The organism is Gammaproteobacteria bacterium, from assembly GCA_009838035.1.
Classification (GTDB): Bacteria; Pseudomonadota; Gammaproteobacteria; order Steroidobacterales; family Foliamicaceae; genus Foliamicus.
This window is the reverse complement of sequence record VXSK01000023.1, coordinates 1-23,367: the sequence shown is the minus strand read 5'-3', so window position 1 is coordinate 23,367 and position 23,367 is coordinate 1. Positions and strand designations below refer to the sequence as shown.

The 23,367-nt window shown below is 66.6% G+C and carries 20 protein-coding genes; 18 read left to right on the top strand and 2 right to left on the bottom strand.

From position 1 onward, the window contains the following. Nucleotides 1–46: 46 nt before the first annotated feature. Nucleotides 47–1,315 (top strand): LysM peptidoglycan-binding domain-containing protein, encoded by a 1,269-nt coding sequence (locus tag F4Y72_09600; protein MXZ28544.1) that lies wholly within the window; start codon nt 47–49, stop codon nt 1,313–1,315. An 87-nt stretch (nt 1,316–1,402) separates the two neighbouring features. On the opposite strand, the gene F4Y72_09595 is transcribed toward F4Y72_09600, so the two are convergent. Further along, entirely contained in the window at nt 1,403–2,221 is an 819-nt protein-coding gene (locus F4Y72_09595; protein MXZ28543.1) for an extradiol ring-cleavage dioxygenase, read from the bottom strand. Further along, nucleotides 2,218–2,520 (bottom strand): aromatic ring-opening dioxygenase subunit LigA, encoded by a 303-nt coding sequence (locus F4Y72_09590; protein ID MXZ28542.1) that lies wholly within the window; start codon nt 2,518–2,520, stop codon nt 2,218–2,220. Before F4Y72_09590 ends, F4Y72_09595 begins: the two co-directional genes overlap by 4 nt. A gap of 160 nt (nt 2,521–2,680) precedes the next feature. Between F4Y72_09590 and F4Y72_09585 the strand changes: the two genes are divergently transcribed. From F4Y72_09585 to F4Y72_09505, 17 genes are all read left to right on the top strand, one after another. Next, nucleotides 2,681–3,109 carry a division/cell wall cluster transcriptional repressor MraZ gene (locus tag F4Y72_09585; protein ID MXZ28541.1) on the top strand — a complete coding sequence of 143 codons (429 nt, stop codon included), beginning with the start codon at nt 2,681–2,683 and terminating at the stop codon, nt 3,107–3,109. Then, entirely contained in the window at nt 3,106–4,041 is a 936-nt protein-coding gene (rsmH, locus tag F4Y72_09580) for a 16S rRNA (cytosine(1402)-N(4))-methyltransferase RsmH (GenBank protein MXZ28540.1), read from the top strand. Before F4Y72_09585 ends, rsmH begins: the two co-directional genes overlap by 4 nt. An 8-nt stretch (nt 4,042–4,049) precedes the next feature. After that, complete coding sequence (ftsL, locus tag F4Y72_09575) at nt 4,050–4,373, top strand: cell division protein FtsL (GenBank protein MXZ28539.1); 324 nt, start codon at nt 4,050–4,052, stop codon at nt 4,371–4,373. A gap of 24 nt (nt 4,374–4,397) precedes the next feature. After that, complete coding sequence (locus tag F4Y72_09570) at nt 4,398–6,086, top strand: penicillin-binding protein 2 (GenBank protein MXZ28538.1); 1,689 nt, start codon at nt 4,398–4,400, stop codon at nt 6,084–6,086. After that, complete coding sequence (locus F4Y72_09565) at nt 6,083–7,576, top strand: UDP-N-acetylmuramoyl-L-alanyl-D-glutamate--2,6-diaminopimelate ligase (GenBank protein ID MXZ28537.1); 1,494 nt, start codon at nt 6,083–6,085, stop codon at nt 7,574–7,576. The genes F4Y72_09570 and F4Y72_09565 overlap by 4 nt, the downstream gene beginning before the upstream one ends. Then, nucleotides 7,573–8,955, top strand: a complete 1,383-nt coding sequence (gene murF / locus F4Y72_09560; GenBank protein ID MXZ28536.1) for a UDP-N-acetylmuramoyl-tripeptide--D-alanyl-D-alanine ligase — start codon at nt 7,573–7,575, stop codon at nt 8,953–8,955. The genes F4Y72_09565 and murF overlap by 4 nt, the downstream gene beginning before the upstream one ends. Continuing rightward, on the top strand, nt 8,948–10,024 hold the full coding sequence (locus F4Y72_09555) for a phospho-N-acetylmuramoyl-pentapeptide-transferase (GenBank protein ID MXZ28535.1): 1,077 nt from the start codon (nt 8,948–8,950) through the stop codon (nt 10,022–10,024). Before murF ends, F4Y72_09555 begins: the two co-directional genes overlap by 8 nt. Nucleotides 10,025–10,041: 17 nt before the next feature. After that, nucleotides 10,042–11,364, top strand: coding sequence for a UDP-N-acetylmuramoyl-L-alanine--D-glutamate ligase (gene murD, locus F4Y72_09550; protein ID MXZ28534.1), 1,323 nt, complete (start codon nt 10,042–10,044; stop codon nt 11,362–11,364). Nucleotides 11,365–11,368: 4 nt separating this feature from the next. After that, a complete protein-coding gene (ftsW, locus tag F4Y72_09545; protein ID MXZ28533.1) occupies nt 11,369–12,538 on the top strand; it encodes a putative lipid II flippase FtsW in 1,170 nt (389 codons plus the stop codon). Nucleotides 12,539–12,576: 38 nt separating this feature from the next. Beyond that, complete coding sequence (murG, locus tag F4Y72_09540; GenBank protein ID MXZ28532.1) at nt 12,577–13,638, top strand: undecaprenyldiphospho-muramoylpentapeptide beta-N-acetylglucosaminyltransferase; 1,062 nt, start codon at nt 12,577–12,579, stop codon at nt 13,636–13,638. Continuing rightward, nucleotides 13,635–15,074: a UDP-N-acetylmuramate--L-alanine ligase gene (locus F4Y72_09535; protein MXZ28531.1), complete on the top strand. Its 1,440-nt coding sequence runs from the start codon at nt 13,635–13,637 to the stop codon at nt 15,072–15,074. The genes murG and F4Y72_09535 overlap by 4 nt, the downstream gene beginning before the upstream one ends. Beyond that, the gene (gene murB / locus F4Y72_09530) at nt 15,071–15,988 is read left to right on the top strand and encodes a UDP-N-acetylmuramate dehydrogenase (GenBank protein MXZ28530.1); all 918 of its coding nucleotides are present in this window, start codon (nt 15,071–15,073) and stop codon (nt 15,986–15,988) included. Before F4Y72_09535 ends, murB begins: the two co-directional genes overlap by 4 nt. Beyond that, the gene (locus F4Y72_09525; GenBank protein MXZ28529.1) at nt 15,985–16,956 is read left to right on the top strand and encodes a D-alanine--D-alanine ligase; all 972 of its coding nucleotides are present in this window, start codon (nt 15,985–15,987) and stop codon (nt 16,954–16,956) included. Before murB ends, F4Y72_09525 begins: the two co-directional genes overlap by 4 nt. Before the next feature lies 1 nt (nt 16,957). Beyond that, complete coding sequence (locus F4Y72_09520) at nt 16,958–17,692, top strand: FtsQ-type POTRA domain-containing protein (protein ID MXZ28528.1); 735 nt, start codon at nt 16,958–16,960, stop codon at nt 17,690–17,692. Continuing rightward, the gene (gene ftsA, locus F4Y72_09515; GenBank protein ID MXZ28527.1) at nt 17,689–18,921 is read left to right on the top strand and encodes a cell division protein FtsA; all 1,233 of its coding nucleotides are present in this window, start codon (nt 17,689–17,691) and stop codon (nt 18,919–18,921) included. The genes F4Y72_09520 and ftsA overlap by 4 nt, the downstream gene beginning before the upstream one ends. 38 nt (nt 18,922–18,959) lie before the next feature. After that, nucleotides 18,960–20,210, top strand: coding sequence for a cell division protein FtsZ (gene ftsZ / locus F4Y72_09510; protein MXZ28526.1), 1,251 nt, complete (start codon nt 18,960–18,962; stop codon nt 20,208–20,210). A 157-nt stretch (nt 20,211–20,367) separates the two neighbouring features. Then, nucleotides 20,368–23,199, top strand: a complete 2,832-nt coding sequence (locus F4Y72_09505; protein ID MXZ28525.1) for a TonB-dependent receptor — start codon at nt 20,368–20,370, stop codon at nt 23,197–23,199. The last annotated feature ends 168 nt before the right edge of the window (nt 23,200–23,367 follow it).

Below are 23,367 nucleotides of genomic sequence, written 5' to 3'. Positions count from 1 at the left end.
AGGCATGAACGCCCACCGCCTCCTCGTTGCGCTCGTTGCCGGGCTTATGGCCGGCGCCCTGCACGCCGCGCCCGCGCGCATTGAGGGCATTCGCGTGGTCGAATACGACTCGAAGACGCGGGTGGTCCTTGAACTGGATCAGGCGCGCGGCCACAAGCTAGAGGTGCTGGACAACCAGCCGCGGGTAGTCGTGGATCTCTATTCCGCGCGGATCGACGCCGCTCTTCCGCAGCGGAGCACGGGGATCGTGCGCCGGATGCGTCACGGCCGTCACCCGGGCGACATGCTGCGCCTGGTGTTCGACCTGCAGACCGCCGCAACCGCCACCAGCTTCGGCGTGGCCGCGGACAAGGACGGACGCGGTCATCGTATCGTGGTCGATATCTATCCCGGGGGCATCGGGCAGGAAGCCGTCGCGGAGGAGATCGCGGCGCCCGCGAACCGCGACGTGCTCATCGCCGTCGATGCCGGGCACGGCGGCCGGGACCCGGGCGCCATCGGCAGGGGAGGATTGCAGGAAAAAACCGTGGTCCTAGCCATCGCCCGCCGCCTCGCGCGGCAGATAGACAGGGAACCCGGAATGTCGTCCATGATGACGCGAGACGGCGATTACTACATCAAGCTCCGCGAGCGATATACGCGTGCGCAACAGCGCAACGCCGACCTGTTCGTGTCGGTGCACGCGGATGCCGTGAGAAATCGGCGGGTCCGCGGTTCCAGTGTTTACGTGCTTTCGGAAAAAGGTTCGTCCGATGAGGCCCGCCGGCTTGCCCGGCGCGAGAATGCGTCGGACATGGTTGGCGGCATCGAGATGGACGGTTTGCCGCCCACCGTTGCGACCATGATCATCGACCTGTCGCAGAACGCTTCCATCGGCGCCAGCATGGAAGTGGGCAACGACGTACTGCAGCGCCTGCACGGCGTCGGGCGCGTGCGCAAGTCGAGATTGCAATCGGCGCCGTTTGCGGTGCTCAAGGCTCATGACGTGCCTTCGATCCTGGTGGAGACCGCCTACATTTCGAATCCCCAGGACGAACGACTGCTCAACACCGGCAGCTACCAGGAAAAGCTGGCCCAGGCCATTCTGGCGGGAATCCGCACGTATTTCTACCGGAACCCGCCGCGCGGCACGCTGATCGCGCAGCGGGTCGAGGCCGGCGAAATACCCGACCAGGAATATGTTGCCATCCGCGGTGACACCCTGAGCGGAATTGCCCAGCGCTTCAATGTGCCCCTCGCGGTATTGATCCGCACCAACAATCTGCCAAACGACCGCCTGCGCGTCGGCCAGGTATTAAGAATCCCCACCAGTTAAAGCGCGGTGTTGCACCTTTCCCGGCAGGAGCGTCGCGAAGTGGCTCCAGAGGGAAAGGTGCAACACCGCGCGTAGGGTTCGCGCAAGTTAGAGCTGCACTACGCCGACGGTGCAGCCTACGGCGAAGATTGGGATCGGCTCGTAGAACAGTACTTCCCGGGGGCTTCCGGCGGTGGCGCCCGCCACGCAGACGAAGGTGCGTATCTCGAATCCTCCCTGGCCCGCGTCCCGGTACGTTTCCGAATCGCTGTAGCTGGTCATCCCTGAGTAGTCGTCGCGTACCCAGCGGTCGAGAAATTCCCGGTCCCAGGCCTCGTTGATCTTGCCGGAGTCGGGTGTGCAGGGCCAGTGCGAAAGACCGCCGGTTCCGATCAATGCGATTCGTTCGGGCTGCTCGTCGCAAGCGCGGCGAAGGCTCTCGCCGAATTGCCAGGCGCGCTTCAGCGGCGTTAGCGGCGGACCCTGGCAGTTGATGTTGGCGGGGATGACGGGCAGGTCGTAACGGGGCGTCAGGAAGTTCAGCGGCACCATCACTCCGTGATCGAATTTCCATTCCTGGGCGTAACTGACGTCCACATCTTCCAGAACCACACCGATGAGGCGCTGGGCGAGATCGGCAGCGCCGGGAATGCCGGTCTTGCGGATGCCCAGCCATTCCTCGTCCTCGACCGGGCCCTCGTAGTCGTCCGCCATCCCCAGGCAGTAGGCCGGCATGTTGTTCATGAAGAAATTGGCGAAATGCTCCGCCGCAACCACGATCAGCGCGTCGGGGCGGGCCGCTTCCAGACGCCGGCGCATGGCGTGCATTTCGGCATAGAACCCCTCGCGCTTTGCCTTGTCGGCGCGCTCGTAACGTCCGGTGATTCCGGGAGCATGGCTGCAAACGCCGGCGAATACGAGGCTCATGTTTCAGTCATCGCATACAGGCCCGACCGAACCGGTCCGTGCCGCTCAATGCCGTCGCGCATGGCCTGAAGGTATTCGTCCCACTCGTACCCGCGCAGGGCGGCGTAATGCATCAGCAGTTGGCCGTTCACGCCCATGACATAAAGCAACCCGATGTCGGGTTCGCGCAGTGCTTTCTTTTCCTCGTCGTCCAGGGGATAGTCCGCGAGCAGTTCCTCAAAATCCATCTCGTAACGCTGCCGGACATGCTCGTCGCGATTCAGTTGGTAGATCAGCTTCTGAAGGTAGTAAAGACTCATGGGGTTTCGCGGTTGCGGGAGCGCCGATTCAGGTTCCCGAATCGATATTGCATCCGCGTTGTTGCGCCGTCAATGAAAGACGGCATTCGTGTGCTTGCGATTGCACTATTTTGGGGTATAGTGGGAGTCTGTGGGAGATTGTGGGTTAAGCGGATAGGCAATGTATCAAGGCCCGGCCAATGTCACCCTGGATACCAAGGGCAGGTTCGGCGTCCCCGCGCGCTACCGGCAGGGTGTCGCCGAGGCCAGTGGCGGGCGCGTGGTTTGCACCGTTCATCCGAACCGCTGTGTGCTCATCTACGTGCCGGACGATTTTGCCAAAGTCAGGGACGAAGTGATCCGGCAAACGGGGAACCGGGACCTGGAAAGGCTGATATTGGGCTATGCCACCGACGTCTCCCTGGATGCGGCCGGGCGATTGCGCGTGCCTCCGGTACTCAGGGAGCACTGCGACCTTCAGCGCCAGGCCACGCTGCTGGCTCTGGGCCGCAGCTTTGAGTTGTGGGATGCGGCACGTTGGCGCGAAAGGGCGCTGGAAGTCGGCACAAGCGAGTCCGTGGACGCAGCCCTGAGCGCAGTACAACTTTGAATGCAAACGGAGCGGTCGAGCATGAACCCGCGCTGCTGGAGGAAACGCTTCACGGCCTGGCGCTCGATCCCAACGGCCGATATGTGGACGCGACCTACGGGCGCGGCGGGCACAGCCGGGGGGTTCTTGCGGGTCTTGGTGCGCGCGGACGACTGCATGCCATGGACTGCGACCCGCAAGCGGTGCAGTCGGCCCGGGAGCTCGAGGAGCGGGATCCGAGGTTTTCGATCGAACACGGCAATTTCCGCCGCCTGGCCCGATCGCTCGAACGCAAGGGCTGGCTGGGCAGGGTCCACGGAGTCCTTTTCGATCTCGGAGTTTCGCTGCCCCAACTCACCGATCCGGATCGAGGCTTCAGCCTGCGCTCGGACGGTCCACTGGACATGCGCATGAATCCCACCGAGGGCCAAAGCGCCGCCGACTGGCTGAACCGCGCGCCGAAAAACGAAATCGCCCGCGTGATACGAAGCTGCGGCGAAGAGCCCCACGCGCGCAGGATCGCCGACGCAATCTGCCGCAACCGTCCGGTATCCAGTTGCTCCGGCCTGGCGCGGCTGGTGGCTTCCGTAACGCGGAGCCCCAAACCCGGAATTCATCCGGCCACCCGAACGTTCATGGCGCTGCGCATTTTCGTCAACGCCGAACTTGAGTCCCTTGAAGACGCATTGCCGCAGGCGGTACGGAGCCTGCGCCCGCACGGGCGCCTCTGCGTGATCGCCTTTCACTCCCTGGAGGACCGCATCGTGAAGCGATTCATGCGCAATGCTTCGCGCTTGCCTCCTCCGCTTGCCCGGCTGCCGTCCGTCCCCTCGGCAGCCGGGCCTTTACTCAAGGTCGTGGGCAGGATGCAGCGTTGCGGCGCCGCCGAAAGCCGACGCAATCCGCGAGCCCGAAGCGCCCGCCTGCGCATTGCCGAACGATTGGCGGCCTGAAGCAAGAAATGAATCCCGGGCGCTTTTCGTCATTGCTTCTGCTCGGCCTTGCATCCGCAACGCTGGCAAGCGGCATTCTCCTCTCCTTCGCGCGCCATGAACACAGGGTGCAGTTTCGGGCCATGCAGGACCTGATCAGCGAGCGTGACCAACTGGAAGTGGAATGGGGCGCCTTGCAACTGGAGCGCGCGACCTGGGCCGGATACCGCCGCATAGACCGCGAGGCGAGCGAACGCCTGGCGATGCGGCGGCCCGACCAGCGCGACATCGTGTTCCTGCGCGTGGGGCCGGCGGGTTCCCTTTTGCCCGGCCCGGGCGCCGAGAGCAGGTAAACCGTGAGCAGGCGCGTACAGGCCATGCCGCGCGGGTTTCGGATCCGCATCGCCGTCTGCACGGCAGCCCTTGCGGTCTGCGCCCTGATCCTGGCGGGACGCGCCGTTCAGCTGCACCTGCTGGAAAACGAATTCCTGGAGTCGCGGGCCGATGCGCAACAGGTTCGCGAGGCAAAGATCGTCGCCCGGCGCGGACGCATCCTGGATCGCAACGGCCAACCATTGGCGGTCAGCGCCCCTGTGGACAGCTTCTGGGTTCATCCCGGCAGCCTGGAAAAGTTGCAGCCCTACCTGCCGCGGCTGGCGCAAACCTTCGACACCAGCGCCGAGCAACTTGAGGAAAGAGTCGAGCGCGCCCGGGGCCGTGAATTCGTCTGGCTCAAGCGAGGTCTGCCTCCCGGCCGCTCCCGCGCCGTTGTTGATCTCAATGTGCCGGGACTGCAGGTGCGCCGGGAGTACCGCCGCTACTACCCGGCTGGAGAAATCGCCGGCCACCTGGTGGGATTTGCCGGCATCGACGAGAACGGTCAGGAAGGCCTTGAACTGGCGTTCGATTCCTGGCTCAAGGGACGTGACGGACGCAAGCAGGTCATCCGCGATCGGCTCGGCCGCCATGTGCGCGACATCGCCGGTATAAGCCCGCTGGAGCGGGGGAGCGACCTTCGCCTGGGGCTGGACCTCAGAATCCAGTATCTCGCCCATGCCGAACTGAAGGACGCGGTCGAGCGCCATGGCGCACGTTCGGGCTCGGTGGTATTGCTGGACACGCTCAGCGGCGAGGTGCTGGCCATGGTCAGCCAGCCGTCCTTCAATCCCAATGACCGGCGTGGGCTTCAGCCCGCCAATTACCGCAACCGTGCGGCCCTGGACCTGTTCGAGCCGGGGTCCACCATAAAGCCCCTGGTCGTGGCGGCCGCCCTGGAAAGCGGCGCCTGGGCGCTTGACGAGCCAATCGACACGGGACCCGGCTACGTCAAGGTGGGCCCCAAGGTCATCAAGGATCGCAACCCGCTGGGAGTGATCGATATGGCCACCTTGTTGCGCCGTTCCAGCCAGGTAGGCGCGACCACCGTGGCGATGAAGCTTGCGCCGCATCGATTCTGGGAAACGCTGACCGGAGTCGGCTTCGGCCGCGCCACGGAAAGCGGTTTCCCTGGCGAGGCCGACGGATCGCTCTACGACTACAAGCACTGGAAGCCGGTGGACCAGGCGGTAATGGCGTACGGCTACGGGCTTGCCGTTACGGCCCTGCAACTGGCCCGCGCGTACGCGGTGTTCGCAACCGGCGGAAGGGCCATTCCGGTGAGCCTGGTATGGACCGACGAGCGCCCGGGCGGAGTGCGCGTGCTGTCGGCGCACACCGCGGCGATCATGTCGGAACTGCTGGAACAGCCGCTTGGCCCGGGCGGCACCGCAGCCGCAGCGCGGGTACCGGGCTACCGGGTGGCGGGCAAGACGGGAACGGTCGAAAAACTTGGCCCTGAAGGATACGACTCCGAGCGGCACACGGCCCTGTTCGTCGGATTTGCCCCGGCATCCAGGCCGCGGGTGGTGGCGGTGGTCGTGATCGACGATCCCGCCGTTAACGGTTATTTCGGCGGCCAGGTGGCCGCCCCGGTTTTTTCGCGCGTGGCAGCAGGCGCCTTGAGGCTGATCGGCGCGCCTATGGATGGCGTTCCGGAGGCGTCCGGAACCATGGTGGCGGCCCGATGAGCGACGGCGGCGCCCTTGGCGGCACGGCGGACTTGAGCCGGCTCTTCGCCGCCGTCGGCGCGGAGGCTCCGGCGATGCGCGTTCGGGGTCTGGCCATGCACAGCGACCGGGTCGTTCCCCGGGGGCTGTTCCTGGCCTGCGCCGGAGCGCGCCATGGCCTTGAGTTTTTGCCCCAGGCGCTGAGGCGCGGCGCGGTTGCCGTCGCCTGGGAGCCCGCCGACGGCGTGTCCGAACCCGCGCTGCCGGACGGTGTCGCCGGATTTTCCGTGCCGTCCTTGCGCCGCAAGGTGGGACTGATTGCCGACGCCTACTACCGCGAACCGTCCGCGAGCCTTGCCGTCACCTGCATAACCGGCACCAACGGCAAGACGACCGTGGCCTGGCTGGCCGCGCACGCAATGAATTTTTTAGGCCGACCCGCGGCCGCCATGGGCACTCTGGGTTGGGGTCCTCCTCCCAAGCTGTGGCCTTCCGCGATGACCACACCCGACCCGGATGAATTGCACCGGCGGCTGCGGGTCCTGGCCGACAACGGCGTAGAGCACGTGTTTCTGGAGGTGTCGTCCCAGGCGCTGGACCAGGACCGCATCAGCGGCTTGCGCATCGAGCTTGCGGCCTTTACCAAACTGGGACGGGACCATCTCGACTACCACGGCGATTCGGTCGCCTACGGCGGCGCCAAGCGGCGGCTGTTCGTCGAGCATCGCCCGGAAGCGGCGGTGATCAACGTCGACGATCCCTTCGGGTCCGACCTTGCGGAGAATTTTTCCGGCGCTGTCCTGCGCGTTGCCTGCGAAGGCGTCAATCCGGCCGAGCTGTCGCTGCGGCGGGTGCGCCCCAACGCCGATGGCCTGCGCCTGGAACTTGCCGAGGGCGCGACCCGATTCAGGGTCGCCAGCCGGCTTTACGGCTGCTTCAATGGCGCCAACCTGGCCCTTGCCTGCGGACTGCTGCGGGCCCTGGGCATCGATAAAGGGGATGCCGCAAAGGCCCTGTCGAACTGTCCCGCGCCGCCGGGACGCATGCAGCATTTTGGAGGCGGCGCGCTGCCGGACGCTTTCGTGGATTACGCCCACACGCCGGACGCGCTGGGAGCGGTCCTCGGCGAGCTGCGGGCCCGCAAGCCCCACCGCCTCTGGTGCGTGATGGGATGCGGCGGCGAGCGCGATGCGGGCAAGCGGGCGGAAATGGGGCGTGTCGCCGGCGCCCTGGCCAACGAGTTGTTCATCACCTCCGACAATCCGCGGGGCGAGAACCCGCGCGAGATTGCCGAGCAGATTCTGGCCGGCGCCTCCGGGCGGGCGGTGTTGGAGCTGGATCGGAGCAGGGCTATACGCGCGGCCCTTCACGCGGCCCGGCCGGGCGACATCGTGCTGGTTGCCGGCAAGGGGCACGAAGCCTTTCAGATCAGCGGCGGCAGGGTACTGCCGTTTTCGGATGCCTCGGTAGTCCGCGAGGCGCTGGCGAGTTATCCGGGGGCGGCCCGATGATCAGCGGCAGCCTGTCGGAATGGGCGACCGCCATGGACGGCGAATTGCTGGGCCCCGATGGCCACTTTGCGGGCGTCAGCACCGACAGCCGTTCGCAGGCGCGTGGCGCGCTTTTCTTCGCATTGCGCGGCGAGCGTTTCGACGGCGCGGACTTTCTTTCCGCCGCCGTTTCCGGCGGCGCCACCGGCGCTGTCCTGAGCCGGCCGCTTCCCGAGGACGTCCCGCAGATCATCGTCAGGGATACTCGCGGCGCCCTGGCCGACTGTGCGCGGACCTGGCGCGGGCGGTTCGACATACCCGTCATCGGAGTGACCGGGAGCAACGGCAAGACCACGGTCAAGGAACTGACCGCCTCGATTCTGCGCGCCGAGTGGGGCGGGCAGTCGGTGCTGGCCTCGCGCCGCAGTTTCAATAACGAAATCGGCCTGCCCCTGACGCTTCTGGATCTTTCCGGCACGCACAATGCCGCCGTGCTTGAATTCGGCGCCAGCCGGCCCGGCGATATCGCAAGCCTGTCGGAAATCGCGCGGCCGACGATCGGCGCGGTGCTGAACGCATCGCCCGCGCACCTTCAGGGGCTGGGCGACGTGGAAAACGTCGCCCGCGAGAAGGGAGTCCTGATGTCCTCCCTGGCGCCCGACGGAACGGGCGTGATTCCCGCCGGCACGCCGTTTTCCGATTACTGGCAGGGCCTGCTGGGCGAGCGGACCGTCCTGCGCTTCGGCGGCGACGGCGACTTCAGCGCCCGGAATGCAAAGGGAATCAACAGCGGGCTCGGCTTCGAACTTCATTGCCCGGCCGGCGTGGCCCCCGTCGAGACCGGACTGATCGGGGCCCACAATCTGCGCAACGCGCTGGCGGCCTGCGCGCTGGCCGCCGCTGCCGGCGCCGGCCTGGACGCAATGGCCGCCGGCCTGCGGGGGCGCGAAGGGGTTTCCGGCCGCCTGCAGGTGCATGAGCCGGGTGCGGGAGTGCGCCTGATAGACGACTCCTACAACGCCAATCCGGCTTCCATGTCGGCGGCCATCGGCGTGCTCGCGGGGCAGGAGGGCGAACGCTGGCTGGTGGCAGGCGATATGGCCGAACTGGGACAGGATTCGGCGCAATGGCATCGCCGCGTCGGCGAAGAGGCGGCGCGCGCCGGAGTCGAGCGGCTGTACTGCGCGGGCGAACACAGCCGGCAGGCAGCCGAGGCCTTCGGCGCCGGTGCGCGGTGGAGATCAGGCGTTGGCGATCTGTGCCGGCTGCTGACGGACGAACTACAGGCCGGTGTCACGATACTGGTGAAGGGATCGCGCTTCATGGGCATGGAGCGCGCCGTGGCCGCACTCCTGGAGGCGGCCGGAGACTTGAACGGGGAGATCGACGAGCATGGTTGAGTACCTGGCGCAGCAACTGACGGGCTGGTATTCCGGACTGAGCGTGTTCGGCTACATCACATTGCGCTCGGTCCTGGCGGCGCTCACCGGCCTGGTGCTGTCCCTCGTGCTGGGGCCCCTGGTGATACGCCGTCTCAGGCTCAGCAGCATGGCGCAGCCGGTACGCAACGACGGTCCGCGCTCGCATTTTTCGAAGATCGGTACCCCGACACTGGGCGGAGTGCCGATCCTTCTGGCGCTGCTGGTTTCGACGCTTTTGTGGGCAGATCTTGCCAACGCTTATGTGTGGGTCGTCATGGGGACCACGGTCTGCTTCGGCCTGATCGGCTTCGCGGACGACTACCGCAAGCTCGCCATGCGTACCTCCGCGGGCCTTCCGTCCTGGCTCAAATTCGTGCTGCAGTCGATTGCGGCAGTACTGGTCCTGGCGGTGTTGAGCCAGGTCGGCGAGCCGCGCGATTCGGTCCTGATTCCCTATTTCAAGGACCTGTACCTGCCGCTCGGCATTCTGTTTCCGGCATTTGCCTATATCGTAATCGTGGGCAGCAGCAACGCGGTCAATCTCACCGACGGACTGGACGGATTGGCGATCATGCCGATCGCGATCGCGGCCGCGGCTCTGGGGCTGTTTTCCTGGATCGCCGGCAACGCCATCTTTTCCGACTATCTCGGCGTTCCCTACGTGGCCGGGGCCGGAGAACTGATGGTCATCTGCGCCGCCATGGGGGGCGCGGGGCTGGGCTTTCTGTGGTTCAACAGTTACCCGGCCCAGGTCTTCATGGGCGACGTCGGGGCGCTGGCCCTCGGCGCCGCGCTCGGCACGGTCGCGGTAATCGTCCGCCAGGAACTGGCCTGGGCCATCATCGGCGGAATATTCGTCATGGAAGCCGTATCGGTGATGGTCCAGGTGGGCTCGTTCCGGCTCACCGGCAAGCGGGTCTTCCGCATGGCGCCCATGCATCATCATTTCGAACTCAAGGGCTGGCCGGAACCGAAGATCATTGTTCGGTTCTGGATCATTTCGGTCATCCTCGCGCTGGTGGCCGTGGCCAGCCTCAAGATCCGTTAGGGTCCGAGCGCCGATTCGTGGGCGAAACGCTAGTATTCGGCATGGGCGCCACGGGCGCTTCCTGCGCCCGCTACTTCGCGCGCACCGGCCGGCCGGCGGCTTTCTGCGATACGCGGGCCCGGCCGCCGGCGGAATCCGAGATAAGCGGGGCCATGCCGGAAGCGGCCCGCCACGCAAACGATGGTTTGCGCGAGTTGCCCGAGGAGGTGGACCGGCTGCTGCTGTCGCCCGGGGCGCCTCTCGACCACCGCCTGGTTCGCCAGGCGCGCGAGCGGGGAATGCCGGTCGTCAGCGATCTGGATGTCTTTGCCGGCGTCAATCGCGCCCGCCTCGCCGGAATCACGGGATCCAACGGCAAGAGCACCGTCGCCACCCTGCTGCTGAACATGCTGCGCGAGGCGGGACTGAAGGCGGGCGCCGGCGCCAACCTGGGAACGCCGGCCCTGGACCTGCTCACGGAGCGCCATGAAGTCTGCGTGCTCGAGCTGTCAAGCTTCCAACTCGAACGCTCCGCGCCGATCGCGCTGGAAGCCGCGGTGATCCTGAACATTACGCCGGACCACCTGGACGCGCACGCCAGCCTTGAAGAATACGCCGCGGCCAAGGCGCGCATCTATCTGTCCTGCAAGCACGCGGTCGCGCCCGCGGATGAACCTTCGGTGCAGGCGCTTGCGCCGCCGCCGCATACCTGTCCAAGGCTGGATTACGGCCTCGGCAGGCCCGCGGCAGCGCGGCTCGGGATCATTGGTCGCGGCCCGCAGGCCGAAATATGCCACGCGAAAACGCCCCTGATGCGGGTCGGCGACAGCGCCATGCAGCGCGGCTTCCAGTTGAGCAATCTCCTGGCCGCCCTGGCCGTGGGCAGGGTGTTGGGGGTGAATCCGGCGGCCATGCGTCGCGCCGCGGCCAACTACCAGGGCCTGCCGCACCGGATGCAGCCGCTGGGCGAGTGGGCGGGACTGCGCTGGATCAACGACTCCAAGGCCACCAACGCGGCTGCCGCGGCCGCCGCCGTGCGCACCGTTCCCGATCCCCTGGTGCTGATCGCGGGAGGCGCCGGCAAGGGATTGTCGTACGGAGCTTTGCGCGATGCGCTCAAGGGACGCGACGCCCGGGTGATCGCATTCGGCCAGGAGGCCGACCGCATCGTCCGGGCGGTCGGCGCGGATTGCACGGTCTCACGGAGCGATACACTGGACGAGGCGGTTACGGCTGCGCGGGAACTTGCGCGCCCCGGTTCAACCGTATTGCTGGCGCCGGCCTGCGCCAGCTTCGACATGTTCAGCAACTACCGGGAACGGGGCCGTGCATTCGAACGCGCGGTCAGGTCGATTCAATAGCGCCATGGGCAATACGGATTCGCGATCGCCGGAGGCCGTCAACTTTCGGATGGACGGATGGCTGCTGCTCTCCGCCGGAACCTTGCTGACGGCGGGCTTCATCGCCCTGGCCAGCGCCTCGCTGGAACTGGGCGAGCGCGATTACGGCAATGCGTTCTTCTTCCTGACGCGGCAGGCTGTGGCGGCGCTGATCGGCGTGTCCGGCGCCGTGCTTGCCTACCGGGTACCCTCCCGTGTCTGGGCGCGCCTGGGACTTCTGCCGATGCTCCTGGCGATTGCGCTGCTGGTCCTGGTGCTGGTGCCCGGCATGGGCCGCGAAGTTAACGGCAGTACCCGCTGGCTGACCCTGGGAACCCCGATTTCGGTGCAGGTCAGCGAGCCGGTTCGCCTGATGGTGCTGATGTTCGTGGCCGGTTACGCCCAACGACACGAAGCGGCTCTGCAACGGGGCATGGGCGCCCTCTTGAAGCCGGTCATCCTGGTCGCTATCGTGGCAGCGCTGCTTCTCGGGCAACCCGACTTCGGCTATGCGGCGCTGATCATGGCCATGACCGTGGGCGTTCTTTTTGTCGCGGGAGCACGCTTCCGCGATGTGAGTGCGCTGGCGCTCGCCTGCGGGGCCGCGTTCGCCGTGCTCGCCTGGACCGCGCCGTACCGGCTCGCCCGCGTGAACACCTTCCTGGACCCGTGGTCCGATCCGCTGCACAGCGGCTGGCAACTGACCCAGTCGCTGATGGCCATCGGCACCGGGCACCTGTCCGGGGCGGGGCTGGGAGCGGGCGTGCAAAAACTGTTCTATCTGCCCGAAGCCCACACCGATTTCATCTTCGCCGTGATCGCCGAGGAAGCCGGGCTGCTGGGAAGCCTGGCGCTGCTTGCGGTTTTCGCCCTGCTGGTGGCCCGGGTACTCGCCATAGCGCGGGCCTCCGCCCGGCGCAAGCGCATGTTTCAGGCCTATTTTGCGCTCGGCCTGGCCCTGTGCATCGGACTGCAGGTGCTGGTCAACCTGGGCGTGAACATGGGCGTGCTGCCCACCAAGGGCCTGGCGCTGCCTCTGGTCAGCTACGGCCGGTCCAATCTTGTTTTCACCCTGGTATCGCTGGGCATCCTCTTGCGCATCGACCGGGAAAACGCCGCGCTGGAGCCGGGCAGGCCGTCGAGGAGCCGTCGATGAACGCAGCGGGGCTTCCGCCAGGGGCTGCTGGTCCGGTGATGATCATGGCCGGCGGAACCGGCGGGCACGTCTTCCCGGCGCTGGCGGTTGCCCGGGCCCTGTGCGATCGCGGGGTGGGCGTGGTTTGGTTGGGCAGCCGCCGCGGACTCGAATCGCGCATCAAACCGCCGGCCGGCGTCGTGATGGAGTGGTTGACGATATCCGGCCTGCGCGGGCGCGGATTCCTGGTCTGGCTGCTGGCGCCCTTCACCGTGGGCCGTGCGGTGCTGCAGGCCTTGTTCATCTTCCGGCGCGTCAGGCCCGGCGTGGCGCTCGGCATGGGCGGCTTCGTTTCGGCCCCGGGCGGCCTGGCGGCCTGGCTTGCCCGCGTGCCGTTGCTGATTCATGAACAGAATACGGTGGCCGGTTACGCCAACCGCCTGCTGGCGCGTTTTGCCCGCCGCATCCTGTTGGCCTTTCCCGGAGCTTTGCCTGCCCGCAGGACCTGCATCGAGACCGGCAATCCGGTTCGCCGGGAATTGCTCCGCCTCGATCCGCCCAGGACCCGGTTCGCCGAACGCACCGGGCCGTTGCGCATCCTGGTTCTCGGCGGAAGCCAGGGAGCGCGGGTCCTGAATCGGAAAGTCCCCGAAGGTCTGGCGCGGCTGGAGGCCGAATGCACGGTGCTGCACCAGGCCGGCCGCTCGGACGCCCGCGAAGTCGAATCCGCCTACCGGCGCCTGGGAGTGAAGTCGAACGTGCGCGACTTCATCGTCGACATGGCGCAGGTATATGGCTGGGCGGATATCGCGGTATGCCGCGCCGGCGCCCTGACGCTGGCGGAACTCAGCGTGGTCGGACTGGGCGCCATCCTGGTGCCGTTCGCCCTGGCCGCCGACGATCACCAGACCCGGAATGCCCAGTTCCTGGTAGGCCGCGGCGCCGCTTCGCTGATCGCGGAGCGGGACCTGTCCGCCGACGCACTGGCGCAGGCCGTCGAAGAATTCGCCGCCAACCGCGCCAGCGCCCTGGCGCGCGCCTTGCGCGCCCATGAACTGGCTCGCCCGGACGCGACCGACGACGTCGTGAAAGCCTGTCTGAAGGCGAGGGCCGGGGCATGAGGAAACTGCTGACCGAGCGGGTGCGGTGCATCCATTTCGTGGGCATAGGCGGCGCCGGCATGAGCGGATTGGCCGAGGTGGTGGCCAACCTGGGATACGAGGTGCAGGGCTCGGACCGGTTCTCGGGCCGGGCCACGCGGCACCTGGAGAGCCTGGGAGTCAAGGTGTTTTACGGTCACCGCGCGTCCCAGGTGGGCAACGCGGACCTGGTCGTGCGTTCTTCCGCCATCCCGCCCGACAATGTCGAAATCAAGGCAGCCGCAGCGGCCCGATTGCCGGTGGTGGCGCGGGCAGACGTCCTCGCGGAGCTGATGCGCCGGCGCGACGGCATTGCGGTCTCCGGAACGCACGGCAAGACGACCACGGCCCACCTGATCGTGGAAATGCTGGATTGCGCGGGCGAGGATCCCACCTACGTGGTCGGCGGACAGGTGCGCAACGCCATGCGCAGCAAGCTTGGCGCGGGCTCCTGCCTGGTTGCCGAGGCCGATGAGAGCGATGCTTCCTTCCTGCACCTGCAGCCGGTCGTGGCGGTCGTCACCAACATCGATAACGACCACCTGGCCGCCTATGGCGGGAACCTGGAACGCCTCAGGCAGGCCTTCGTGGAATTCGCCCACAACCTGCCTTTCTATGGCCTGTTCCTGGCCTGCGCCGACGACCCAGGCGTGGCCGAGATCCTGCCGCGGGTTCAGCGTCGGATCCGCACGTACGGCTTTTCGCCGGAAGCGGATTACCGGGGCGTGAAGCTGCGCGGGGAGGGCCTCTGGTCGAGCATGGAAGTCGTGCTGCCCGGCGGGGAGCGCTCGGTGGTGACCGTCAATCTCCCCGGCCGGCACAACGCCCTGAACGCGCTGGCGGTCGTGGCCCTGGGCGACGAACTCGGAATCGACATGAAGTTCGTCCGCCAGGCGCTGGCGGAATGCCGTCCCTTGAGGCGCCGCTTTGAATTGCTGGGCGATGTCCCGATGGGCCACGGACAGGTGACCCTGGTGGACGATTACGCTCACCACCCCCGCGAGGTCGCGGCCACCCTGCAGGCGGCCAGGGAGGCCTGGCCCGCACGCCGCCTGGTGGCGGCCTTTCAACCGCATCGCTATACCCGCACGCGCGATTTGCTGGACGACCTCGCCGCGGTCCTGTCCGGCGCCGACCGGGTCCTGGTAACGGAAGTGTATGCAGCCGGAGAATCGCCCATTTCCGGCGCCGACGGCCGGGCGATCTGTCGCGCGATGCGCGCCCGGGGAAACGCCGAGCCGGTATTCGTACCCGACGTAAGGGGCCTGGCGGCAGCCCTTCGAAATATCGTGGCCGATGGCGACGTGGTGCTTACCATGGGCGCCGGCGACATCGGCGCCGAGGCCGCCAGGCTGCCTGCGCGGCTGCGCGGGCCGACGATCGCCGTGCGGAAGGGCCGCCGGGAAGGAGCCCGATGAGCGCCGCGCCCGCCCGTTCTCAAGGCCCGGACTTTCAGGCCCTGCGCGGTCGCCTGTCTCATGACGAACCCATGGCGCGGCACACCCACTGGCGGGTCGGCGGTCCCGCCCGGCTGTTTTTCGTGCCCGCGGACCGGTCGGACCTGGCGGAATTTCTGCGCGCCCTGGATCCGACGCTGCCGGTCCATTTTGTCGGCATGGGCAGCAATCTCCTGGTGCGCGATGCGGGAATCCAGGGGGCCGTAGTGTCCCTGGGGCGGGCATTTCGAGACCTGCGACGATCAGGTTCGAGCGTCGAGGCCGGCGCGGGTCTGCCTTGCACGGCGCTGGCGAAGGCCTGCTCGTCATGGGGCCTGGGTCCGGCCGATTTCTTTGCCGGAATACCGGGCACGGTGGGTGGCGCACTGGCGATGAACGCCGGCGCCTTCGGCGGAGAAACCTGGGACAGCGTGCGGTCGGTGGAAACGCTGGATCGCGGCGGCAATGAACACAGCCGCCCGCGCGGGCAGTATCGTCCCGGATACCGGCAGCTTGACGGTCCGGCCGACGAGTGTTTCCTGATCGCGCACTTCGAGTTCGAGGCCGCCCGGCAGACGGGCCGGATCCGTTCGTTGATGGCCGAACGCCGCCGCCGTCAGCCGCTTAACCTGCCCAGCTGCGGCTCGGTCTTCCGCAATCCTCCCGGCGGTTTCGCCGGTGAGCTGATCGAACGGGCCGGACTGAAGGGAACGCGCCAGGGCGCGGCCGAAGTCTCCACCAAGCACGCCAATTTCATCGTCAATCATGGCGGCGCCACGGCCGCCGATATCGAGCGCCTGATTCTCAGGATTCAGGCCACTGTCCGGGAATCGTCGGGCGTGTCGCTGGAACCGGAGGTCCGGATCCTGGGCGCCGGGCCGGAGCCGGCGGCATGAGCGCACCACTGCGTCATGAGATTGCCGGCGCGGCCGAATTCGGCCGGGTGGCATTGCTGCTGGGCGGGGATTCCGCCGAACGCGAGATTTCGATCCTCACCGGCGAGGCGGTGCTTGGAGCGCTGCGCGCCCGGGGAGTGGATGCCGAGCCGGTGGACGCTTCCGGCGCGGCGCTCGTGGCGGCGCTGCAGGGCGGCGGCTACGACCGTGTGTTCAACGCCCTGCATGGACCGGGAGGCGAAGACGGCGTGGTGGCCGGACTGCTCGAACTCCTGGGACTGCCCTACACCGGCAGCGGCCAGTCGGCGCTGGCGGTTTCCATGGACAAGCACGTGAGCAAACGGGTATTCGCCCATGCCGGACTGCCCACGCCCGACTGGCGCATGGTCCGCGACCTGCCCGATGCGGAAAGGTCGGCGAATGAACTGGGCTATCCGGTCGGATTCAAACCGAACAATCAGGGATCCAGCTTTGGCGTTTCCCGGGTGGACGAGGCCTCGGGAGTGGCCGCGGCCTTCGCCGGCGCAGCCCGCTACGGCGAAGACGTAATGGTCGAAGCCTGGATCGAAGGCGCCGAATACACCGCGAGCATGCTGCAGGGGGAGATGCTGCCCGTGATCCGCATCGTCCCGCCCGATGAGAGGTTCTACGACTTCCACACCAAGTACGAGAGCGAGGAAACGCGCTACGTCTGCCCCAGCGGACTGGATCGGAAACAGGAAGTCGAGGTCAATCGGATGGCCGAACTGGCCATCCGGGAATTGAACGTCAGCGGCTGGGCCCGCGTGGACCTGATGCGCGACCGCAGCCAGGCCTTCTCGGTGCTGGAAGTAAACACGGTTCCGGGCATGACTTCGCACAGCCTGGTGCCGATGGCCGCGGCGCAGGCGGACATTTCCTTCGACGAGTTGTGCTGGCGGATTCTCGAGACCAGCTTCGAACGGGGCGGCCCCGCAGGCGGGCACTGAGATGAGAAGGACCCGAAAACGCCGCAGGAGGATTGCGTCCCCGATCCTGGCCGGACTGCTTCTTTGCGCGGTGGCCGCGTTCAGCCTGCCCGGACTGAACCGGGTGCCCATACGCACGGTGGCGATTCATGGCGAACTTCATCATGTGACCCAGGAGGAACTGGAGGCGCTGATCGTGCCCTTCACGTCCTGGGGGTGGCTGCGCTTGCCGGCGGACCGGCTCAGCCTGCGGCTGGAGGAACTCAACTGGGTCGCTACCGCAAGGGTGCGCCGGGAATGGCCCCTGGACGTTAGCATCACGATTACCGAGCGCCGGCCCGTCGCCCGCTGGGGGCTGGACGCGCTGCTTGACGAGTCCGGCGAGGCCTTCGATCCCGGCGGCCCGATCAACCGGACCCTGCCGCTTCTCGAGGGACCCGAGGGAACCGAAAGAGTGATGCTGGATCGCTACCGGGCGTTCTCCGCGCGGCTCGGCGCCCGCTCGCTGGCGCTGGACGAACTGAACCTGGATCCGCGTGGCGCCTGGCGGCTTGGCTTGCGGGACGGACCGCAACTCCGGCTGGGCGCCGAATCCATCGACCTCAGGCTTGAGCGGGCTCTGGTGGCCCTGGATGAACTGGCCGGGGAACAGGGAGTGGAGATCGCCTATCTGGACTTGCGCTACCCGAACGGATTCGCCGTGGCCTGGCGCAACGTAAACACTGCCGCGCGCAGGCAGGGGGGAAGATCGCCATGACACGAAGACGCGACCAGGAAATCGTGACCGCGCTCGATATCGGCACCTCCAAGGTGGCCGCCATCGTGGCCGCGGTCGATGAGGAATCCAGGGAACTGGAGATTCTGGGTTTCGGCTCAAGCCCGTCGCAGGGGATGAAGCGCGGCTCGGTCGTGAACATCGAAGCCACGGTGCGCTCGATCGACCAGGCCGTCGGTGAGGCGGAACTGATGTCCGGAGTACAGATCGGCGAAGTGATCGTGGGCATTTCCGGAGACCACGTTCAAAGCCTTACGTCCCACGGCATCGTCGCGGTGCGCGGCGACGAAGTCTCGGAATCCGACGTCGCGCGCGTCATCGAGGCGGCCCGCGCGGTGGTCGTGCCCTCGGACAAACGCGTGCTGCACGTCCTGCCGAGGGATTACGTGGTCGACGATCAGGACGGAATTCTTGATCCCACCGCCATGTCGGGCGTGCGCCTCGAGGCGCATGTCCACATCATCACCGTCGGGGAGAGCGCCGCGCAGAACATCGAGAAGTGCGTTCGCCGCTGCGATCTGCGGTCCGAGCGCATCGTGCTCGAACATCTCGCCTCGGGCACCGCCATTCTTACCGAAGACGAGATGCAGCTCGGCTGCTGCGTGCTCGACATCGGCGCGGGAACGACCGACATCGCCGTTTTCGAAGGCGGCTCGATTCGCTTCACCCACGTCATTCCCATCGCCGGCGACCAGGTGACCTACGACATCGCTCAATCCCTCAGGACGCCGACCCCGGCCGCCGAACAGCTGAAGATCCGCTATGCCTGCGCCCTGGCCCAGATGGTCGAGGAAGACGAGGAAATCGAAGTAGTCAGCGTAGGTGACCGGCCGCCCCGCAAGCTGTCCAGGCAGGCCCTGGCGCGGGTGGTGGAGCCCCGCTACGAGGAGCTGTTCCAGTTGGTTCACAACGTGCTGCATCGTGGCGGCTACCTCGAAAGCGCGGCGGCGGGCGTGGTGCTCACGGGGGGCACTTCGGCAATGCCGGGCGCCGTGGAACTGGCCGAGGAAGTATTGAACGTGCCGGTCCGCCTGGGTTACGCGCAGCGGGCCGGAGGAATGAAGGAAGTCGTAAGCAATCCGGCCCACGCCACCGGCGTCGGCCTGTTGCTGTACACGCTCAAGCCGCGCGACGAAGGCGCGGCCGGTGGGTCCAGGTCCCGAAAGGGTGGCCTGCGCTCGGCATTCAAGTGGATCAAGGGTCAATTCTGACCATCCGTCATCGCTCGCAATTGCGAAGGAGCAACGTAATGGAGGCAAAAGACATGAACATAAGGCTGGTGAAGTCCGAACCCGGATCGACGCCGCGATTGAAGGTCGTGGGCGTGGGCGGTGCCGGCGGCAACGCGGTCAACGAGATGGTCAAGTCCAACGTCCGCAACGTGCAGTTTGTCGCGATCAACACCGACGAACAGGCCATGTCCAACTCGGGCGCGGACGTCAAGCTCACGATTGGACGCGCGGTGACCCAGGGGATGGGCGCGGGCTCGGATCCCGGCAAGGGCCGGGAGGCCGCCCTGGAGGACGAGGACCGGCTGAAGGCGGTCATGGATGGCGCCGACATGATTTTCGTGGCCGCGGGAATGGGCGGCGGGACCGGAACCGGCGCCGCCCCGGAGGTAGCGCGCCTGGGCCGGGAATGCAACCTCCTGGTCGTCGGGGTGGTGACGACGCCGTTCGAATTCGAGGGGCCCGCCAGGGCGCAGATTGCCGGCGAAGGGATAGGCGCGCTGCAGGAACACGCCCATTCGCTGATTACCGTCCCGAACGAAAAGCTGTTCGAATATTTCTGCGATCAGGGCGAAGGCGACGTGACCATGGAAGAGGCGTTCAGCGAATCCAACAAGGTATTGCGCAACGCCGTGCGCGGCATCGCCGAGCTGCTGACCTGCCCGGGCCGGATCAACGTGGATCTCGCCGACGTTCGCAAGGTGATGCGGGAACCCGGCCGGGTAGTGATCGGGGCCGGCGAGGCCTCGGGACAGGACCGGGCGCGTGAGGCGCTCGAGCACGCAATGCAAAGCCCGTTGCTCCAGGGCGTGGACGTGCGCGACGCCCGCGGGCTGCTGGTCAACATCACCCACGGAAACGATCTGGGCATGCGCGAGTTCAAGTCCCTGGGCGACTCGCTGCAGAACATGCTGGCCCGCGAGGGCATGGTCAAGTTCGGCGAGGTGGTCAATGAGTCGATGAAGGGCGCGGTGCGGGTTACGCTGGTGGCCACCGGCCTGAGTGCGCCGGAGACCGCGAGCAAGGAAGCGGCGCAGGCCGGCGGGACGGTTCGCCGGCCCGAGCCGCGCGGCAACAGGGATTTCGGGTCCGCAAAGGACGGCCCGGGGACCGGCACGAAGAAGCGAAGCATACTGGGCCTCTCCCAGCAACCCAGCTACGAAGGCCTGGAACGCCCGGCCGTCATGCGGGTTCGCGCCGGCGGCGGCGGCGCCCGCGGCCGCGAAGTATTCAATCCGGTGCCCACGCACCTGCGGAAACAGGTGGACTAGCGGGAACGGGGGTCATTGCGCCCGCCCTCCGGGTGAACACCTGTTGACTCAGCGCGTCCGCGCGGCATCTGCTTTGGTCGCGTACGCGGAGCCGGTGTAAGATGGCTTCAAGTACCGATTAGCATTTCGCCACGCGCGTGGGCGAATAGGGGGGGTTATGCGCGCTCACTACTTACTGTTTTCCCTGTTGATTTCGGTTCCGCTGGCGGCGCAGCAGGAAGACGCTCAGTCCGACGGCGCCTACGGCCTGGTTCTCGAGGAAATCATCGTGACGGCCACGCGCCGCGAGCGGTCCATCATGGAGGTTCCGCTCGCTGTTTCCGCCTACGGCGCGGAGCAACTCGAACTGAGCGGCGTGACGGACATCCGTGAACTGATGCGCATTGCGCCGAGCCTGACCCTGAACACCGGCCAGGGAGAAACGGTCGGCGCGACGGCGAGAATCCGGGGCATCGGCACCAACAGCGACAATCCGGGCTTCGAGCCGGCTGTGGGTCTGTACGTGGACGGCGTTTACCGCAATCGGGCCGGCGTCGGATACAACGAGTTGGGCGCCATTGAACGGGTCGAGATCCTGCGGGGCCCGCAGGGCACCCTGTTCGGACGAAACGCATCGGCCGGCGTGGTCAGCATCATAACGGCCGGTCCCGAGACCGAACCCTCGGGATACGGCGATATCAGCGTCGGTTCCTATGATTCGACCCGGATCGAGGCCGGCGCCAGCGGGGGGGATGCCGCCAGCGGGATTTCGCTGCGGCTTGACAGCGTCTGGCACAAGCGCGACGGATTCCTGGAAGACCCCAATTTCGACCGGACCTTCAACGATCGCGACCGCCTGTTCGTGCGCGGGCAATTGATGTACGAGCCCAATCCGGACACGACCATCCGGTTGATTGCGGATTACACCAGCCGCGACGAGCAGTGCTGCGCGGCGGTGGGCCTCGTGCGGGGCCCAACCGCGGACATCATTCAGGGCATCTCGTTGCTGCAGACCCGCAATCCCGGCATCGTCGGCATCGCATTCGATCCGTATGACCGCAAGACCACGGTCAGCGCCGGTTCCGGCTACTACCAGGGCATGGACGAAACGGGCGTTTCGGTGGAGATCAACACAACCACCGGCCTGGGACGGTTGACCAGTATCACGGCGATCCGGGACTGGCAGACGGAGCGTGGAATGGACATCGATTTCTCCGTCGTCGATATCGGCGAGCGTCCCCACGGGGAATCCGCCACAGGCTTCGAGACCTTCACGCAGGAGATTCGCATCAACGGCGAGACCGGTCCGGTGGACTGGCTGGTGGGCGCCTTCTATGCCGACGAGAGTCTGGACTATACCGACGTCCTGGAGTTCGGCGTCGGCTATTCGCCCTACGCCAATGCGATCGGCGGCGCGACCGCGGCCGGAGTGGGCGGCGCCCTGGCGCCATTGGGTGCGGGGGCGGCCGCATTGGAAGGGGGCGCCCGGCAACTCGCCCTTGGCGCCGCGGGCTTTGCCGCAGGCCTTGCGCCCTTCCTTCCGCCGGGTTTTGCGGTCCCGCAGCTGACCGCCGCCCTGCCGTCATTCCCGGCCTTTCCGTTTCATCCCTGGGCCGGCTATGAGCAATACTCCCGGGGCGCCTTTTACGGCAACGGCTCCCGCGACGATTTCGAGCAGAATTCCGAAAGCTGGGCGCTGTTTACGCACAACAGCATTGCCATGGCCAACGACTTCGAGTTGACCGTGGGCCTACGCTACACCTCGGAGAGCAAGTCGATCGACGCCGACCTGAAGTCGAGCGACCAGGTTTGCCAACCCTTCGCCGGGCAGGTGCTCGGATATCTCGGGTCCATGCAGGCCTACCTCGGAGGTCTGCAGGCCTACGCCGGCGGCGTAAACCAGTACGTGCAGCAGCTCGACGGCTTCGTCCAGCAGGCGACGCAGGCGATTCCGAACCCGGTGCTGCAGGCGCAGATCACCCAGGGGGCGGCACAGGTCAAGGCCGGCGCTCAGGTCGCCATTGCCGGCGCCGCGCAAACGGCTCAGGGGGGCCAGGCGGCATTGACCGACCCGGTCCTGGCTAGCGCTATCGGAACGATGACGGCCTTCGCCTGCATCCCGTTCGTGGATCCGAGCCTCGACGGACGCTATTCCGGTTCCCAGGACGAGAACGAAATCTCGGGCACGTTGCGGCTGTCCCGCCAGGTGGGCGATTATCTGGTATACGGCGGCTACGCCCGGGGCTACAAGGCCGGCGGCTTCAATATGGACCGCACCGGCCTGATCAGCCCGATCCTGACTCTGCTGACGACCGGGACGGCCAACGTGCCGGGCGTGCACGAGTGGGCTTTCCAGCCGGAGACCGTCGACGCCTTCGACCTCGGCGCCAAGTTCGAGTTCGAGAACCGGCGCGCCATGATGGACGTCAACCTCTTCTACGAGAAATTCGACGGTTTCCAGCTGACGACGTTTACCGGCCTGGCCTTTGAGGCGCTGAACATTCCGGAAGTGACGAGCCAGGGTATCGAGGTCGAGGCGCGCGGCGTCGTTATTGGTGGCGTTGAAATTTTCGGCGGCGTCACCTACGCCGACGTGAAGTATGGCGAGGGACCGGAATACGGGGTGCGTTCCGGACAACGGATGACGCACGCGCCGGAGTGGACCGGTGTGGCCGGCGCCACCATGCGCTTTCCGATAGGCACGCTCGAGGGCGCCTTCCACGTGGATGCCCGCTATACCAGCGAGCACAACACGGGCTCCGATCTGGACATCGAAAAGCAGCAGGATGCATTCACTGTGGTCAACGCGAGGCTGATGCTGACCCGCCCGGGTTCGCCGCGCTGGACCGTCGACCTGTGGGCGCGGAATCTGCTGGACGAGGAGTATTTCATTACGGCGTTCGACGCACCGTTGCAGGGTAGCGGCACGGGGCCGGGATCGACGCAGACCTTTAACGCGTTCCTCGGCAGTCCGCGTGAATACGGAGTGAGCGTCCGCTACGAGTTCTGATCCGGGACTGGTGCTTCCCGCCCTTCGTTCGTTCCCCTGCTCGCGGGAGGCGCCATCCTGGCTCGGTTCTCGTTGTCCTGCTTCCTCGCCCTTCGTTCGTCCCCCTCCTCGTTGGAGGCGCCATCCTGGCTCGATTCTCGCTGTCCCTGCTTGTCTGTTTGAATAGGG

What these genes read in the sequence shown, in the direction of transcription:
- F4Y72_09600 (MXZ28544.1), top strand. Translation starts at nt 47, where the DNA reads ATGGCCGGCGCCCTGCACGCCGCGCCCGCGCGCATTGAGGGCATTCGC.
- F4Y72_09595 (MXZ28543.1), bottom strand. Translation starts at nt 2,221, where the DNA reads ATGAGCCTCGTATTCGCCGGCGTTTGCAGCCATGCTCCCGGAATCACC.
- F4Y72_09590 (MXZ28542.1), bottom strand. Translation starts at nt 2,520, where the DNA reads ATGAGTCTTTACTACCTTCAGAAGCTGATCTACCAACTGAATCGCGAC.
- F4Y72_09585 (MXZ28541.1), top strand. Translation starts at nt 2,681, where the DNA reads ATGTATCAAGGCCCGGCCAATGTCACCCTGGATACCAAGGGCAGGTTC.
- ftsL (MXZ28539.1), top strand. Translation starts at nt 4,050, where the DNA reads ATGAATCCCGGGCGCTTTTCGTCATTGCTTCTGCTCGGCCTTGCATCC.
- F4Y72_09570 (MXZ28538.1), top strand. Translation starts at nt 4,398, where the DNA reads ATGCCGCGCGGGTTTCGGATCCGCATCGCCGTCTGCACGGCAGCCCTT.
- F4Y72_09565 (MXZ28537.1), top strand. Translation starts at nt 6,083, where the DNA reads ATGAGCGACGGCGGCGCCCTTGGCGGCACGGCGGACTTGAGCCGGCTC.
- murF (MXZ28536.1), top strand. Translation starts at nt 7,573, where the DNA reads ATGATCAGCGGCAGCCTGTCGGAATGGGCGACCGCCATGGACGGCGAA.
- F4Y72_09555 (MXZ28535.1), top strand. Translation starts at nt 8,948, where the DNA reads ATGGTTGAGTACCTGGCGCAGCAACTGACGGGCTGGTATTCCGGACTG.
- ftsW (MXZ28533.1), top strand. Translation starts at nt 11,369, where the DNA reads ATGGGCAATACGGATTCGCGATCGCCGGAGGCCGTCAACTTTCGGATG.
- murG (MXZ28532.1), top strand. Translation starts at nt 12,577, where the DNA reads ATGATCATGGCCGGCGGAACCGGCGGGCACGTCTTCCCGGCGCTGGCG.
- F4Y72_09535 (MXZ28531.1), top strand. Translation starts at nt 13,635, where the DNA reads ATGAGGAAACTGCTGACCGAGCGGGTGCGGTGCATCCATTTCGTGGGC.
- murB (MXZ28530.1), top strand. Translation starts at nt 15,071, where the DNA reads ATGAGCGCCGCGCCCGCCCGTTCTCAAGGCCCGGACTTTCAGGCCCTG.
- F4Y72_09525 (MXZ28529.1), top strand. Translation starts at nt 15,985, where the DNA reads ATGAGCGCACCACTGCGTCATGAGATTGCCGGCGCGGCCGAATTCGGC.
- F4Y72_09520 (MXZ28528.1), top strand. Translation starts at nt 16,958, where the DNA reads ATGAGAAGGACCCGAAAACGCCGCAGGAGGATTGCGTCCCCGATCCTG.
- ftsA (MXZ28527.1), top strand. Translation starts at nt 17,689, where the DNA reads ATGACACGAAGACGCGACCAGGAAATCGTGACCGCGCTCGATATCGGC.
- ftsZ (MXZ28526.1), top strand. Translation starts at nt 18,960, where the DNA reads ATGGAGGCAAAAGACATGAACATAAGGCTGGTGAAGTCCGAACCCGGA.
- F4Y72_09505 (MXZ28525.1), top strand. Translation starts at nt 20,368, where the DNA reads ATGCGCGCTCACTACTTACTGTTTTCCCTGTTGATTTCGGTTCCGCTG.